Raw genomic sequence first — 16,361 nt, 5'->3', positions numbered from 1 at the left:
TTTTCGATGTGGGCTGAAATGTCCACCCTGTGGCTGCCCCGCCACCCGCCACTTGCGATGCAGATCCACCGGGCGGTCCGGGGATGCCATTGAGAGGGGCGGCTAGACCTGGGAACAGACCTTGGTCCCGTCGGGCTGAACGTCCGCAATCCTTCTTCAAACGTTAAAGCCGCCATTTCGCTATCGGAACCGCATCAGCCCTTACACTGCCAAACTCCCCTGCTCCGCGTCCTCTGCATTGGGATCGCCCGGCGCGGTCGCCCAGGCGAGCTCCACCAGCGTCACCGTCCGCCTTCCAACCCCGTCGAGCTGGCAGACGATCAGCCCCTGCTCCTCGATATATATCAGCAGGCGCCGGGCGCGGCGTAGCGAGTGCGAGCCGTAGGCGCGGGCGATCGCCGCGTCGCTCGGGCAGGGCCAGCCTTCCTTGGCGGCGCGGGCGATCATCATGAACACGCCTTGCATGTCCTCGGGGAGCAGCGAGGCGCGCGCCGAGACGTCCTGCCAAGCGTCATCGCCTGCCATGTCGGAGCCGAGGCCGGCGCGGGCGCGGGTCAGCATGCGGCGGAACTCCGGCAGGTCCGGCACGACCGAGGCGAGGCCCTCGATGCGGCAGCGGACCACGAACTCCTGATAAAGCACGCCGATGACCCGGAAGCCGGCATCGGGTTGCGCCAGCACGGCGCGCAGCACCCGGTCGACGCGCTCGCGGCGCTCCGCCAAATCCTCGGCGCTGATCGGCGGCTCCACCGCTTGGGGGCGGATTTCCAGCGCCGCCGATTTCGCCGCCATCAGCTGGTCGAGCAGGTCCGGCGACGACCGGCGCTGCGGCCGGACGGTTTCGGGCGGCGGGGCCGCCAGGATGATCGCGCGCGCGTCCTCCAACGCCGATTCCGGCAGCGGCATCAGGCGCGGGGTCGCGTTGCGCGGACTTGTATCGGTCGGGCCGATCCGCAAGCCCAGCGGACGGCGCGACAGCGCCGGGCCGAGCGCCATGAATTGCCCGCGCTCGAGGTCGCGAAAAGCCTCCGCCTGGCGCCGCTCCATGCCGAGCAGGTCGGCGGCGCGCGCCATGTCGATATCGAGAAAGGTCCGGCCCATGAGGAAATTGGAAGCCTCGGCGGCGACGTTCTTGGCAAGCTTGGCCAGCCGCTGGGTGGCGATGATGCCGGCCAGCCCGCGTTTGCGGCCGCGGCACATCAAATTGGTCATGGCGCCGAGCGAGAGCTTGCGCGCCTCGTCGGAAACCTCGCCGGCGACAGCCGGCGCGAACAGCTGCGCTTCGTCAACCACCACCAGCATCGGGTACCAGTGGTCGCGGGCGACCTCGAAAAGCCCGCCGAGAAAGGCGGCGGCGCGCCGCATCTGGTTCTCGGCGTCGAGCCCCTCGAGATTGAGCACCGTGGAGACGCGGTGGATGCGCGCCCGCTCGCCGGCGCTCTGCAGGCCGCGCTCGGTATGCTCCTCGGCGTCGATCACCAGGTGGCCGAAACGGTCGCCCAGCGTCACGAAGTCGCCTTCGGGGTCGATGATGGTCTGCTGCACCCAGGGCGCGCTCTGCTCCAAGAGCCGGCGCAGCAGGTGGGACTTGCCGGAGCCCGAATTGCCCTGCACCAAAAGGCGGGTCGCCAGCAGCTCCTCGAGATCCAGCGCCGCCGGGGCGCCTGCGCTCGTCTGGCCCATCTCGATCGCAACGGTCATGTCTCGACTCTCCTTGCGGAGAGGGCTTATCAATCGCATCACAGCCCGTCGAGCGCGGCATGGCCGGCGCTCCGTGTTGCGCACAGGCTGGATGTCGCGGACGATCGAGGATACGGAACGTACCGTTTCGATTCGATGAGGCTTGTCTCCTCAGGTCGAAAACCGGTACCCGCCTTTCACCGGCTGGGCCTGCCTGGCTTTCTGCGAGCCGGCGCGCGCGGCCGCTGCAAGAATGCTCTCCACCAGATCCTTGTCGCGCAGCGGTTTGCCGAGCAGCGGCACGTCGGGGGGCCGGCCGGCGATCGCGTCGGCATCGGCATATCCGGTTATCATCACCGCCGGCCAATCGGCCCGCAGATTGCGGGCGAACCGAATGACCTCCAGGCCCGAGACGAGCGGCATGGCAAAATCGGTGACGATGACATCGAAATCGTACGGCGCGCGCTCGATCATCGCCAGCGCTTCGGCACCGCCCGCGGCACAGGTAACCGCAAAGCCGTGTTGGCGAAGCGATTGCGCCGTCAGTTCCCGCAGTACGTTGCTGTCGTCGATCAGCAGGACCGATGGATAGTCCTCGCCGGCATTCACGACGCTGTCGTCGGCATCGGATTTCTCGGGGATTTCGACCGGACGCTCGATTGAACGCGGCAGCCAGAGCTGGACGGATGTTCCACTGCCGACGGTGCTTTCAATGCGAAGCGTGCCGCCCGATTGCTTGACGAAACCATGCACCGTGCTCAGACCGAGGCCAGTGCCCTTGCCGACCGGTTTTGTGGTGAAGAACGGTTCGACGACCTTGGCGAGAATGTCAGCCGGTATGCCCGACCCGGTGTCCTTGACGGTGACCACGACATAGTCGCCCGCCGAAATATCCTCGGCTGCACGGCCTAGCGTTCGATTTTGCGCCTCCACGATTATCGTGCCGCCGGACGGCATGGCATCGCGCGCGTTGAAGACCAGGTTCATCAGCGCGAGCTCCAGCTGGCTGGCATCGATATGCGCCGGCCACACAGTGTCGTCGACAAGCCAATCGAAACGGATCAGGCCGCCCAGGACCGGGGCCACCAACCCGTTCATTGTATCGCCGAGCGCGGCGAGGCGCACGGCCTGCGGCCTCAGCGTCTGGCGGCGCGAGAACGCAAGCATGCGGTTGACGAGCTCGGCGCCTTGTTTTGCCGACCGGCGTGTCAGTTCCAGAACCTGCCTGGTCTGTCCATCGAACTCGGCGTGGCGCTCGAGCAATCCCAATCCGCTGAGAATTGCGGCAAGCAGATTGTTGAAATCATGCGCCAGCCCGCCGGTAAGCTTGCCGATCGCGTCGAGGCGCTGCGATTGCAGCAGCTGGTTCTCAAGCTCGCGCCGCTCGGTAACGTCCAGCAACGTGCCGAGGATCTCAGGCTCTTTGCCGTCGGAGCCATTCGACAGGACGCCCTGGTCGAGAAAAATCCGGTAATTGCCGTCGGCGCATTGCCAGCGGAATTCGCAGGTGTAGGAGCCGGCGGCCTTGGCTGCGAGCAGGACCTCCCTCACTCTCGGCAGATCGTCGGGATGAACCCGGCTCAGGCCGAAGCCTGGATCGGATGTCAGGCGTTCGGGAGGAAAGCCGGTCAGGCGTTCGACCCCTTCGGTGACAAAGCTGGCGCCGAACGGCGGCTCCGCCGCCCTTGCGTGGAAGCAGACCGGAAGAGAGCTCAAAATGGCATGCTGCCGCTCCTGGGCGCTGCGCAGGGCTCGCTCGGCCTCGAGCTTTTCCTTCTGCGCCTGCAGTGCCTGGGCCAGCAGCCGTTGCTCGGCAGCCGCCTTTTGCTGGATTTCCAGCGTCTTCTCATGAAGTTCGACGAACACGGCGACCTTGGAACGCAGCATGGCCGGGTCGAAAGGCTTGAACACGTAATCGACCGCGCCGGCGTCGTAGCCGCGCAGCATGTGCGCGTCTTCCTTGTTGATGGCGGTGAGAAAAATTATCGGCGTTCGCCTGGATTGCTCGCGCTGGCGGATCAATCCCGCGGTCTCGTAGCCATCCAGCCGGGGCATCAGCACATCCAGCAGGATGACTGCGAAATCCTCCTTCAGCAGTGCGCGCAACGCCTCTTCGCCCGACTGCACGCAGACGACTTCACCGATAGGGGCCAGAACCTCGCCGATCGCCAGCAGATTGCGCTCGTCGTCATCCACGGCCAGGATGCGCGCCTTTGCCGGCCCTGCTGCCGGCGCCATAACCTCCAGCTTCCTTGCTCCGTTTCTCGACAGTTTCTGCATCGAGCGGCCGTCAGTTCACTGCCATGAGCGTCTTTTCCGGACCATGAACACGGGATCGCGAACGGCCGATCCAGACACGCAGCAATGCCAGCAGCAGATCAAGGTCGACAGGCTTGGCGATGTAGTCGGAGGCGCCGGCGTCGAGGCACTTCTGCCGGTCGCCCTTCATTGCCTTGGCTGTGACCGAGATCAACGGGATATGGGCGATCGCCGGCATGCTGCGGATCTGCCGCATCGTCTCGTAGCCATCCATTTCCGGCATCATGATATCGATCAGTGCCGCATCGATGTCCGGGCTCTGCTCCAGAAGCGCGATACCTTCCCGGCCACGCTCCGCATGCAGCACCTGGATGTCATAGGTCTCGAGAACGCTGGTGAGTGAATAGATGTTGCGGATGTCGTCGTCGACGATGAGGACCTTTGCGCCGGCGAGGTCGAACTTGTCCGGCTGTTCGGCTGCCGCACTATTGTTGTCGTGGCCTCGCCCCGGGAGCGTCGCGGATATCAGGAGAGCCAGCTGCGCGAAATTCTCCGCCCGCGGAACGTCCGCCAATGCCGGATGCAAGGCGAGCGACTGTTGCAGCGCTTCCGGATGAGGCGCAAAGAACAGCAGCCGCGACACCGACTGTCCGAACAGGACGGCAATCTCATCCAGCATCTGGGCGTTGTCCTTGGCCGAGCGGCCAAAGCCGAGCACAACGGCATCATAGTTGGCGATGCCGATGTCGTCCGCATTCGCGGCGACGCGGCCGATCGCGGTGACCGAGGTGACGCCGTCGCGGATCGCCTCGATCAGCGAAAGGCGGCGCTCGGGATCGGGATCGGCAATCAGGACGCGGCTCTGGACGCGGAGCTTTCTGGAATGAATATCCTGGAAGACCTTCATCAGTTCGTCCGACGATACGGGCTTGGTTGAAATGCTGGATGCACCCTTGCGGGCAAGCACCTCGATGTCTTCGGCGCCCGAGATGACATGAACGGGAATGTCCTTGGTTTTCGGGTCATGGCGAAGCAGATCGAACAGCACCCAGCCGTCGATATCCGACAGTCCGAGATCGAGCGTAATCGCGTCGGGAACCAGCTTGCGTGCCAAAGCCAGCGTGCCGGAGCCCGCGGTCGACAGGACGCCTTTCAGCCCGGCCGAACGTGCAAGGCCGAGCAGCAAACCGCCGAAGGTCGGGTCGTCCTCCACGATCAGCACGACCCGATCTTCCGACGAGATCGTGTCGCGGTCATCGAGCAATTCGGAGGACGGCGGGCTCGGCTGCGCCGTCGTCGCGGCCACCTCCATCGCCGGCAGCAACGCCGCTTGCGGGGCCAAGGCCATCCGGGGTCCGTCGAATGGAATGACCAGAGTGAACGTCGAACCCTTGCCCGGCGTGCTCTCGACCCTCAATTCGCCGCCAAGCAGCCGGGCAATCTCCCGGCTGATCGAAAGCCCAAGCCCAGTGCCGCCATATTTGCGGCTTGTGGTGCCGTCGGCCTGCTGGAAGGCTTCGAAGATCAGCTTCTGCTTGTCCTGCGGAATACCGATGCCGGTATCGCTGACGACGATCGCGAGCGCCTCCATGGGTTGCGCCGAACCGTTGTGACGGCCCGCCTTTTCGGCCCGGAAATTCAAGCGGACCTCGCCTTGCGAGGTGAACTTGAACGCGTTCGACAAAAGGTTGAGCACGATTTGCTGCAATCGCTTCTCGTCGGTGCGGACGGTCTCCGGAAGCTCGGGATCGACGTTGATGGTGAAGCCAAGTCCCTTGTCGGTCGCCAGTTGCCGGAAGGTTCGCTCCATGTGCTGGCGAAGATGCACCACCGGCATGTCGTTGATGTCGATCGAGACGGTGCCCGATTCGATCTTCGACAGGTCGAGGATGTCGTTGATCAGGCTCAAAAGGTCGGTGCCGGCCGAATTGATGGTGCGCGCGAACTCGACCTGCTTGTCGTTGAGATTGCCCTGCTGGTTGGTTGCGAGCAGGTTTGAAAGGATGAGCAGCGAGTTCAGCGGCGTGCGCAGTTCGTGGCTCATATTGGCGAGGAATTCCGACTTGTATTTCGAGGTAAGCGCCAGCTGCTCGGCCTTCTCCTCCAGCGCCCGCCGCGCCATCTCGATTTCCAGGTTCTTGTTCTCCACCTGCTTCTTTTCGTTCTCGAGCAGCTGCGCCTTTTCCTGCAGCTCCTCGTTGGTGGCGTGCAGCTCCTCCTGCTTCTTGGTCAGTTCGGTCTGACGCGCCTGCAATTCCGAGGTCAGCAGCTGCGACTGCTTGAGCAGGCCTTCGGTACGCATGGTGGCGGCGATGGTGTTGAGAACGATGCCGACGGATTCCATCAGCTGGTTGAGGAAGGACTGGTGCGTGTCGCGGAATTCGCTGAACGAGGCGAGTTCGATGACGGCCTTCACCTCGTCCTCGAACAGAGCCGGAAGAATGATCACGTTCGCCGGCGCGGCATTGCCAAGGCCGGAGGTAACGCGCAGGAAATTCGGCGGCACATTGTCCAGCATGATGGCGCGCTTGTCGGCGGCACTCTGCCCGACAAGCCCTTCACGCAGATCGAGGCGTTGCTTGATTTCCGCCTTGCTTTCGGCGCCATAGGAGGCGGCGAGCTCCAGATAGAATTCATCCTCGTCGCGGTTGGTCACATAGAACACGCCATATTGCGCATTCACCAGCGGGGCGAGTTCGGACATGATGAGGCGCGAGACCGTGGCCAGGTCACGCTCGCCCTGCAGCATGCGCGAGAAGCGGGCGAGATTGGTCTTCAGCCAGTCCTGCTCGGCATTCTTCAGCGTCTGGTCCTTCAGATTGCGGATCATCTCGTTGATGTTGTCTTTCAGCGCCGCCACCTCGCCGGAGGCCTGGACGCTGATCGAGCGGGTCAGATCGCCCTTGGTCACCGCCGTCGACACCTCGGCGATGGCGCGCACCTGGGTGGTCAGGTTGGCCGCGAGCTGATTGACGTTGTCGGTCAGGTCGCGCCAAAGGCCGGCAGCGCCGGGCACCCGGGCCTGGCCGCCGAGCTTGCCTTCGATGCCCACTTCGCGGGCGACGTTGGTCACCTGGTCGGCGAAGGTCGCCAGCGTCTCGATCATGCCGTTGATGGTGTCGGCGAGCGAGGCGATCTCGCCCTTGGCATCGACCGTCAGCTTGCGCTTGAGATTGCCTTGCGCGACCGCGGTCACGACATCGGCGATGCCGCGCACCTGGTTGGTCAGGTTCGTCGCCATCAGATTGACGTTGTCGGTCAGGTCCTTCCAGGTGCCGGCGACGCCCTCGACCCGCGCCTGGCCGCCGAGCTTGCCCTCGGTGCCGACCTCGCGGGCGACACGCGTCACTTCGCCGGCAAAGGAGTTCAGCTGGTCGACCATGGTGTTGATCGTCGATTTCAGCTCCAGGATCTCGCCCTTGACGTCGACGGTGATCTTCTTCGACAGGTCGCCGCGCGCCACAGCGGTGGTCACCTCGGCGATGTTGCGGACCTGGCCGGTCAGGTTCTCGGCCATCGAATTCACATTGTCGGTCAGATCCTTCCAGGTGCCGGCAACGCCGCGCACCTGCGCCTGGCCGCCGAGCTTGCCTTCGGTGCCGACCTCGCGCGCCACGCGCGTCACCTCCGAGGCAAAGGAATTCAGCTGGTCGACCATCGTATTGATGGTGTCCTTGAGCTCGAGGATCTCGCCGCGCACATCGACCGTGATCTTCTTCGACAGGTCGCCCAGCGCCACCGCAGTCGTCACCTCGGCGATGTTGCGCACCTGGCCGGTCAGGTTGGCGGCCATCGCATTGACGTTGTCGGTCAGGTCTTTCCAGGTGCCGGCGACGCCGCGCACCTGCGCCTGGCCACCGAGCTTGCCGTCCGAACCGACTTCGCGCGCCACGCGCGTCACCTCCGAGGCGAAGGAATTCAGCTGGTCGACCATCGTGTTGATGACGTCCTTGATCTGCAGGATCTCGCCCAATGCATCGACGGTGATCTTCTGGGTCAAATCGCCGGTCGCAATTGCCGTCGCCACCTTGGAGACGTCGCGCAACTGCACCGTCAGATTGCCGGCCATGGCGTTGACGTTGTCGGTCAGGTCCTTCCAGGTGCCGCCGACACCCTCGACATGCGCCTGGCCGCCGAGCTTGCCTTCCGACCCCACTTCGCGCGCCACACGCGTCACTTCCGAGGCGAAGGAATTGAGCTGGTCGACCATCGTGTTGACGGTGTCCTTGAGCTCGAGGATTTCGCCCTTGACGTCGACGGTGATCTTCTTCGACAGGTCGCCGCGGGCAACGGCGGTCGTCACCTCGGCGATGTTGCGGACCTGGCCGGTCAGGTTGGCGGCCATCAGGTTGACGTTATCGGTCAGGTCTTTCCAGGTGCCGCCGACCCCTTTCACCTCGGCCTGGCCGCCGAGCTTGCCTTCGGTTCCGACCTCGCGCGCCACACGCGTCACTTCCGAGGCGAAGGAATTGAGCTGGTCGACCATCGTGTTGATGGTGTCCTTGAGCTCGAGGATTTCGCCCTGCACGGCGACGGTGATCTTCTTCGACAAGTCGCCCGAAGCGACCGCAGTCGTCACCTCGGCGATGTTGCGGACCTGGCCGGTCAGGTTCTCGGCCATCGAATTGACGTTGTCGGTCAAGTCCTTCCAGGTGCCGGCGACGCCGCGCACCTGAGCCTGGCCGCCGAGCTTGCCCTCGGTGCCGACCTCGCGGGCGACACGCGTCACTTCGCCGGCAAATGAGTTCAGCTGGTCGACCATGGTGTTGATGGTCGATTTCAGTTCGAGGATCTCGCCCTTGACGTCGACCGTGATTTTCTTCGACAGGTCGCCAAGCGCCACGGCCGTGGTCACCTCGGCGATATTGCGCACCTGGCCTGTCAGATTTTCGGCCATCAGGTTCACGTTGTCGGTCAGGTCCTTCCAGGTGCCGCCGACACCTTCGACGCGCGCCTGACCGCCGAGCTTGCCTTCTGTACCGACTTCGCGCGCGACGCGCGTCACTTCCGAGGCGAAGGAATTGAGCTGGTCGACCATCGTGTTGATGGTGTTCTTGAGTTCGAGGATTTCGCCTTTCACGTCGACGGTAATCTTCTTCGACAGGTCGCCGGAAGCGACGGCGGTCGTCACCTCGGCGATGTTGCGCACCTGCCCGGTCAGGTTCGTCGCCATGGCGTTGACGTTGTCGGTCAGGTCCTTCCAGGTTCCGGCCACACCTTTCACGCGAGCCTGGCCGCCCAGCTTGCCTTCGGTGCCGACCTCGCGCGCCACGCGCGTCACTTCCGAGGCGAAGGAGGCCAGTTGCCCGACCATGGTGTTGACGATCTTGCCGATGCGCAGAAACTCGCCGCGCAGCTGCCGGCCGTCGATTTCGACCATCATCGTCTGCGACAGGTCACCCTTGGCCACCGCGCCGATGACGCGCGCCACTTCGGCCGTCGGCTGAACCATGTCCTCGATCAGATCGTTGACGGAACGGACGCTCGATTCCCAACTGCCGGTGGCGTTGCGGACACGGCCGCGTTCGCCGATCCGGCCATCCTTGCCGACGACCTTGCTGAGGCGTTCGAACTCGCGCGTGACCTGATCGTTGAGTTCTACGATTTCGTTGAAGGTGTCGGCGATCTCGGAATCAAGGCCGGCGTAGACATTGTCGATACGAACGGAGAAATCACCGCTCCGAAAAGCCTTCAGCGCGTTCAGTATTTGACGACGGTCCAATTGCCTTGTGGATGCAAGCACGCTCACAGCGCCCCTCCCAGCTCACGGATTTCTTGAATGTCCTGGTGAAACTGTCCCCTGCGGCCGACACAACTCCCCGCAAGCGCAAGAACGCGGCATGCTCGATTTGGTTCCAGACGAAATTGCCGCTATGCGGCAGGAATTTCGCAGCCGCATTCACGAAACGACGATCAACAAAGATCCATAATGATTGTATCGATCAATATTTCTGCCCAACGGAACATCTCGAAAAAACTCTCGTTGGTATAGATCGCGATCCAGCGATGCAACTCGATGGAGACACTAAGATGATGAAAATTCTCTCTGCATCCCTACTTGCTATCGGCCTGGCCACATCTGCCATGGCACAATCCATGGGCTCCGGGACCGGTAGCGCCGATGGCAATACCGGCGTCAACACAGGCACTTCCGGCGGCAACACCGGGACTGGCAGCGCAACTACCCCGAACACGATCGATCCGAACGCAACGAGCGCCACCACGCCGCAGACAAACGGTATGGAGGACCGCTGTAAGGATACGGCGAGCAGCGATACCGACAACAATACCCCCAGCGGCGCCATGACGTCGGATATGCAGAACTGCAACAAGTAACGGCGTTTTGCGCAGCGGTCATTTCAGCCCGCTGCCTGGTCCAGACCGGTGCTCGCGGTTCAAACCACAGCCAGAAACATGCACAGACCGGGCAGGGGCTCATTACTTCTGAATGGATCGGCGAGCCCAAGTAGGGCGGCCGATTACACTAATCTCAGCTGGGTTCTGCGATAGGCGGCGGCCAGCCCGGACGGGCGGGCGTTCTGCTGATTTTCGCGGAGAGAACTGGTGGAGCCAATCGGAATCGAACCGACGACCTCTTGAATGCCATTCAAGCGCTCTCCCAACTGAGCTATGGCCCCACTCCGGCAGTTCACCGGCGCCGTTTCCGGCGAAGAGATCCGGCGCGGGTTCTAGACCGCGCCGTTAGTGAAGGCGGCTTCTAACCCCGCCTTCAGTCAATATCAAGCCTTCAACAACCGCTTTTTCTAGGCAGCGCCGCGAAAGCCGGCGAATGCGGTTCGCTCAGACTTCGTCGTCGTCTTCGCCGACGCCGATCATGTCGGCAACGTCGTCGTCTTCTTCCTCCTCGTCGGCGAGGAACGTGTCATCCTCGTCATCGCCAAGGTCAACGTCGTCTTCGTCATCGCCGAGATCGGGAAGCTCGTCGGCCTTCGCGTCCTCGTCCGCCTCTTCGAGCGAGACGACCTCGACGCCCTCTTCCTCCTCGGCGTCCACTTCCTTCTCGGCAACTTCCTCTTCCTCCTCGAGGGCGGCGATCTTGCCTTCCTCGAAATAGGAGCGCGGATAGCTCTTGCCCGTGTAAGGCGAGACGATCGGGTCCTTGTTCAAGTCATAGAATTTTCGACCTGTCTCCGGGTCGATGCGTTTGGTGCCAAGTTCGGGTTTTGCCACAGCAAGCCTCGTCGATGAAAGTTTGGTCCCCTTAACCAGAGTTTACGGCGCTGTCAAAGCGAAAAGCCGGCGTCCCAAAAAGCTTGAATTCGAAGGCCTTCATACCAAGGGGATGACCATTTCGGTACGCCATGATAGGAGACCCCGCAAACCAGCAGAAAATGGCCGGCCGCCGGCGTTTCCAGGAAAGAACCATGTCGCACACTGCCGCCCCGAAGCAGGCCACCGCCCGCAAATCATCTGGCCTTTCAGGCGCGGCACGGGTGCCGGGCGACAAGTCGATCTCGCACCGCTCGTTCATGTTCGGTGGCCTGGCCTCCGGCGAAACCCGTATCACCGGGCTGCTGGAAGGCGAGGACGTGATGCGTACGGGCGCTGCCATGAAGGCCATGGGCGCCCATATCGAGAAGCATGGCGCTGAGTGGGTGATCCGCGGTACCGGCAACGGCGCGCTGCTGCAGCCGGAAGGCCCGCTCGATTTCGGCAATGCCGGCACCGGCTCACGCCTCACCATGGGCCTGGTCGGCACCTATGACATGGAAACCACCTTCATCGGCGACCCCTCGCTGTCCGGCCGGCCGATGGGCCGCGTGCTCGAACCTTTGCGCCAGATGGGCGTGCAGGTGCTGAAGGCGACGCCCGGCGACCGCATGCCGATCACGCTTCATGGGCCCAAGCACGCCGCGCCGATCACCTACCGCGTGCCGATGGCATCGGCACAAGTCAAGTCGGCGGTGCTGCTGGCCGGGCTGAACACGCCGGGGATCACCACCGTCATCGAGCCGGTTATGACGCGCGACCATACCGAAAAAATGCTCAAGGGGTTCGGCGCCAATCTGTCGGTCGAGACCGACGAGCGCGGCGTGCGCCACATTTTCATCGAAGGCCAGGGCAAGCTCATGGGGCAGACGATCGCGGTGCCTGGCGACCCCTCCTCGGCCGGCTTTCCGCTGGTGGCGGCGCTGATCGTGCCGGGTTCGGACATTACAATCGAAAACGTGCTGATGAACCCGACCCGCACTGGACTTCTGTTGACGCTGCAGGAAATGGGCGGCCGGATCGATATAATCGATCCGCGCAACGAAGGCGGCGAGGATGTTGCCGATCTGCGCGTGCGTTACTCCGAACTGAAAGGCGTCACCGTACCGCCGGAACGGGCGCCGACCATGATCGACGAGTATCCGGTGCTTGCCGTGGCGGCCAGCTTCGCCGAGGGCGAAACGCTGATGCTTGGCCTGGAAGAGCTGCGCGTGAAGGAATCCGACCGGCTGTCGGCAGTGGCCGAAGGGCTGAAGCTCAACGGCGTCGATTGCAGCGAAGGCGAGGCCTCGCTTGTCGTGCGCGGAAAACCCGGCGGCAAGGGCCTCGGCCAGCATCCCAACGGACAGGGCACCATCGTCCAGACCCATCTCGACCACCGCATCGCCATGAGCTTTCTGGTGATGGGGCTGGCGACGGAAAAACCGGTGACCATCGACGATCAGGCGATGATCGCAACGAGCTTTCCGGAATTCATGGGACTGATGAAGGGGCTGGGCGCGAAGATCGAGTAGCTTGATGGCAATCAATAGCCTTGGGGGTTGGGGCCAAACTGGAACGTCGGCGGGACAGCGCCCCCCTCTGTCCTGCCGGACATCTCCCCCACAAGGAGGGAGATTGGCAGCTTCGGCGCTCCGCTCAATCCTGCGACGTAGACAATTGGCGAAAGCCGCGATGGCCGCCGATCTCCCCCCAAGCGGGGGAGATGTCCGGCAGGACAGAGGGGGGCGCGAAGGATCGCCACGCCTATCTGGATCATTGCGCTTTTCGATTCCGGTGGGCGGCCAATGACCCCAACCTTCACCATCGCCATCGACGGCCCTGCCGGCGCCGGCAAAGGCACCCTCGCCCGACGGCTCGCCGATCACTACCGGCTGAACCTGCTCGATACCGGCCTTACCTATCGCGCAGTGGCGCATGCGCTGCTTCGGCTTGGCCTACCGCTGGACAATGTCTCGGCTGCCGAGACCGCGGCGCGCCAGGTCGACCTGGCAAAGCTCGACCGGGCGGTCCTGTCGGCGCATGCGGTCGGCGAGGCCGCCTCGAAAGTTGCCGTCATCCCGTCGGTGCGGCGCATCCTGGTCGAGAAACAGCGCGAGTTTGCAAAAACACCGCCTGGCGCGGTGCTCGACGGCCGCGACATCGGCACTGTCGTCTGTCCCGATGCCGACGTAAAACTCTATGTCACGGCCAGTGCCGAGGTGCGGGCAAAGCGGCGGCTGGATGAAATCGAGAGCATCGGCGGCACTGCCAATTTCGACGAAATCCTTGCCGATATCGTGCGCCGCGACGAGCGCGACATGGGCCGCATGGACTCGCCCTTGAAGCCGGCCGCCGATGCGCACTTGCTCGACACGTCGGAAATGGCTATAGAAGCCGCGTTTCTGGCAGCTCGGGCGATCATCGACGATGTCCTGGCCAAGAGAAACGAAGCCTGAGCCGGGTTTTCCTGCCGCCGCCGATTGCCGGCGACAAAAAGACTTCCCATATCGGGTATGAACCAGCCTGCTAGCATTCTTCATGCGCCGGAATTGCCGCTCAAGGGCGGCCAAGGGCTTTTTGCCCGGAACGCCGGCAGGCCAACGCAACGCTAACCCACGGCGCCCGCCCCGCGACAGATTGCGGGGCATTCCAGGAGAAACTATGTCAGTTGCAAATCCCACTCGCGATGATTTCGCGAGCCTGCTCGAAGAATCATTTTCCGCCGGCCATTCCGGCGAAGGCCAGGTCGTCAAGGGCATCATCACCGCCATTGAGAAGGACATGGCCATCATCGACGTCGGCCTCAAGGTCGAAGGCCGCGTGCCGCTGAAGGAATTCGGCGTCAAGGGCAAGGACACGACGCTCAAGGTCGGCGACACGGTCGAGGTCTATGTCGAGCGTATCGAGAACGCGCTTGGCGAAGCCATGCTGTCGCGCGAAAAGGCCCGCCGCGAAGAGAGCTGGGTCCGTCTCGAAGAGAAGTTCACCAAGGGCGAACGCGTCGAAGGCGTCATCTTCAACCAGGTCAAGGGCGGCTTCACCGTCGACCTCGACGGTGCCGTGGCCTTCCTGCCGCGCAGCCAGGTCGATATCCGTCCGATCCGCGACGTCTCGCCGCTGATGCACAACCCGCAGCCCTTCGAGATCCTCAAGATGGATCGCCGCCGCGGCAACATCGTGGTGTCGCGCCGCACCGTGCTCGAGGAGAGCCGCGCCGAACAGCGTTCGGAAATCGTGCAGAATCTCGAAGAAGGCCAGGTGGTCGAAGGCGTCGTCAAGAACATCACCGACTATGGTGCGTTCGTCGACCTCGGCGGCATCGATGGCCTGCTGCACGTCACCGACATGGCCTGGCGCCGCGTCAATCATCCGACCGAAATCCTCAACATCGGCCAGACGGTCAAGGTGCAGATCATCCGCATCAACCAGGAAACCCACCGCATCTCGCTCGGCATGAAGCAGCTCGAGAGCGATCCGTGGTCCGAGATCGGCACCAAGTTCCCGATCGGCAAGAAGATCAAGGGTACCGTCACCAACATCACCGACTACGGCGCGTTCGTCGAGCTGGAGCCGGGCATCGAAGGCCTCATCCACGTTTCGGAAATGTCGTGGACCAAGAAGAACGTGCATCCCGGCAAGATCCTGTCGACGACGCAGGAAGTCGACGTGGTGGTGCTCGAAGTCGATCCGGCCAAGCGCCGCATCTCGCTCGGCCTCAAGCAGACGCTGGAGAACCCGTGGGAGGCCTTCGCGCGCAGCCATCCGGTCGGCAGCCAGGTCGAGGGCGAGGTCAAGAACAAGACCGAGTTCGGCCTGTTCATCGGCCTCGAAGGCGACGTCGACGGCATGGTCCACCTTTCCGACCTCGACTGGACCCGTCCGGGCGAGCAGGTGATCGAGGAGTACAATCGCGGTGACATGGTCAAGGCGCAGGTGCTCGACGTCGACATAGACAAGGAGCGCATCTCGCTCGGCATCAAGCAGCTGGCCAAGGACACGGTCGGCGAAGCAGCGACGTCAGGCGAACTGCGCAAGAACGCAGTCGTCACCTGCGAGGTTATCGGCGTGAAGGATGGCGGTCTGGAAGTGCGGCTGGTCGACAGCGGCATCGAGACCTTCATCAAGCGCTCCGACCTCAGCCGTGACCGCGACGAGCAGCGCCCCGAGCGCTTCACCGTCGGCCAGAAAGTCGACGCCCGCGTCATCGCCTTCGACAAGAAGACCCGCAAGCTGCAGGTCTCGATCAAGGCGCTGGAAATCGCCGAAGAGAAGGAAGCGGTCGCTCAGTACGGCTCAACCGATTCCGGCGCTTCGCTGGGCGATATTTTGGGTGCCGCGCTGAAGAAGCAGGGCAGCTAAGCCAACACCGCGCCTCGCGCGGGTTATAACGCGCGGGTTATAAAACAAAACAAAAAGCCCCGCCGGAACGATCCGGCGGGGCTTTTGCTTGTGACCCTTTGCTTGCGAACGGACCGCAGGCTCAGGCCCGGCCGTAGAGTGGCACCAGCGTGCCGCTGATCGCCATGTTGGCCGGCGAGGCAAGGTAGGCAATGGCCTCGGCCGCCGCTTCAAGGCTGACCCATCTGCTGAAATCTGCGTTCGGCATGTCAGCCCGGTTGGCCGGCGTGTCGAGCGTCGAAGGCGCCACGGCGTTGACCAGGATGCCGTTGCCCTTCAGCTCTTCGGCTATCGCCACGGTCATCGCGGCGACTGCCGCCTTGGCGGCGGCGTAGGCCACCTTGCCGGAGCCGCGCCGCGGATCGAGCCCGGCTCGCGCGGTGACATTGACGATGCGGCCCGGCACGGAAGATCCCAGCATCGAGCGTATCGCCGCGCGGCAGCACAGAAAGGTGGTGCGGGCATTGGTGTCCATCATCTCGGCGAAGGAGGCGGGTTCGATCTTCTCGACCGGCGCCGCGGTGAAGCCGCCGGCAAGATGCACCGATGCCCATAAATCTGGAACGCTGGCATAGAAGGCGTCGACCTTGGCAGGGTCGGCAAGGGCGACATTGTGCGCCAGCCTGACGCGGTCATGCGCCGGAAAGGGAAAATGCGCAGGCGCGGCAGCGTGGGCATTGGGCACATGGCAGATCGCGCCCTGCTCCAGCAGTTTTCCTACGACCGCGCCGCCAAGGGCACCGGTGCCGCCGGTCACCACGATATGTCTGCCGTCCAGTGTTTCCGTCATATTCGACCGCTCCGTCATTGCG

Annotated in this window: 9 protein-coding genes and 1 tRNA gene; 4 read left to right on the top strand and 6 right to left on the bottom strand. The window is 63.4% G+C overall.

Going from position 1 to position 16,361, the window contains the following annotated elements; genetic code table 11:
- Positions 1-201 precede the first annotated feature (201 nt).
- The 3 genes from NKJ81_RS10540 to NKJ81_RS10530 all read right to left on the bottom strand — a co-directional run bounded on the left by NKJ81_RS10540 (position 202) and on the right by NKJ81_RS10530 (position 9,682).
- Positions 202-1,701 carry a helicase HerA domain-containing protein gene (locus tag NKJ81_RS10540; RefSeq protein ID WP_352501119.1) on the bottom strand — a complete coding sequence of 500 codons (1,500 nt, stop codon included), beginning with the start codon at positions 1,699-1,701 and terminating at the stop codon, positions 202-204.
- Positions 1,702-1,851: 150 nt separating this feature from the next.
- Positions 1,852-3,918: a PAS domain-containing hybrid sensor histidine kinase/response regulator gene (locus tag NKJ81_RS10535; RefSeq protein WP_352540390.1), complete on the bottom strand. Its 2,067-nt coding sequence runs from the start codon at positions 3,916-3,918 to the stop codon at positions 1,852-1,854.
- Between the two features lie 52 nt (positions 3,919-3,970).
- The gene (locus NKJ81_RS10530) at positions 3,971-9,682 is read right to left on the bottom strand and encodes a HAMP domain-containing protein (protein ID WP_352501159.1); all 5,712 of its coding nucleotides are present in this window, start codon (positions 9,680-9,682) and stop codon (positions 3,971-3,973) included.
- 44 nt (positions 9,683-9,726) lie between these two features.
- Here NKJ81_RS10530 and NKJ81_RS10525 point away from each other — a divergent pair, with 44 nt between their 5' ends.
- Entirely contained in the window at positions 9,727-10,275 is a 549-nt protein-coding gene (locus NKJ81_RS10525) for a hypothetical protein (RefSeq protein WP_352540389.1), read from the top strand.
- 226 nt (positions 10,276-10,501) lie between these two features.
- On the opposite strand, the gene NKJ81_RS10520 is transcribed toward NKJ81_RS10525, so the two are convergent.
- Positions 10,502-10,577, bottom strand: a tRNA-Ala gene (locus NKJ81_RS10520).
- A gap of 163 nt (positions 10,578-10,740) precedes the next feature.
- A complete protein-coding gene (locus tag NKJ81_RS10515) occupies positions 10,741-11,130 on the bottom strand; it encodes a TIGR02300 family protein (protein ID WP_023676282.1) in 390 nt (129 codons plus the stop codon).
- A gap of 194 nt (positions 11,131-11,324) precedes the next feature.
- On the opposite strand from NKJ81_RS10515, the gene aroA reads away from it, so the two are divergent.
- The 3 genes from aroA (at position 11,325) to rpsA (ending at position 15,510) form a co-directional block, all read left to right on the top strand.
- The gene (aroA, locus tag NKJ81_RS10510; protein ID WP_352540388.1) at positions 11,325-12,683 is read left to right on the top strand and encodes a 3-phosphoshikimate 1-carboxyvinyltransferase; all 1,359 of its coding nucleotides are present in this window, start codon (positions 11,325-11,327) and stop codon (positions 12,681-12,683) included.
- A gap of 273 nt (positions 12,684-12,956) precedes the next feature.
- The gene (gene cmk / locus NKJ81_RS10505; protein ID WP_352540387.1) at positions 12,957-13,607 is read left to right on the top strand and encodes a (d)CMP kinase; all 651 of its coding nucleotides are present in this window, start codon (positions 12,957-12,959) and stop codon (positions 13,605-13,607) included.
- A gap of 205 nt (positions 13,608-13,812) precedes the next feature.
- Positions 13,813-15,510, top strand: a complete 1,698-nt coding sequence (rpsA, locus tag NKJ81_RS10500) for a 30S ribosomal protein S1 (RefSeq protein WP_023676278.1) — start codon at positions 13,813-13,815, stop codon at positions 15,508-15,510.
- Positions 15,511-15,631: 121 nt separating this feature from the next.
- On the opposite strand, the gene NKJ81_RS10495 is transcribed toward rpsA, so the two are convergent.
- On the bottom strand, positions 15,632-16,339 hold the full coding sequence (locus NKJ81_RS10495; protein ID WP_352540386.1) for an SDR family NAD(P)-dependent oxidoreductase: 708 nt from the start codon (positions 16,337-16,339) through the stop codon (positions 15,632-15,634).
- Positions 16,340-16,361 lie beyond the last annotated feature (22 nt).

It is taken from the genome of Mesorhizobium sp. M0018, from assembly GCF_040323955.1.
In the GTDB taxonomy this organism is placed as follows: Bacteria; Pseudomonadota; Alphaproteobacteria; order Rhizobiales; family Rhizobiaceae; genus Mesorhizobium.
This window is presented reverse-complemented; position numbering and strand designations above follow the sequence as displayed.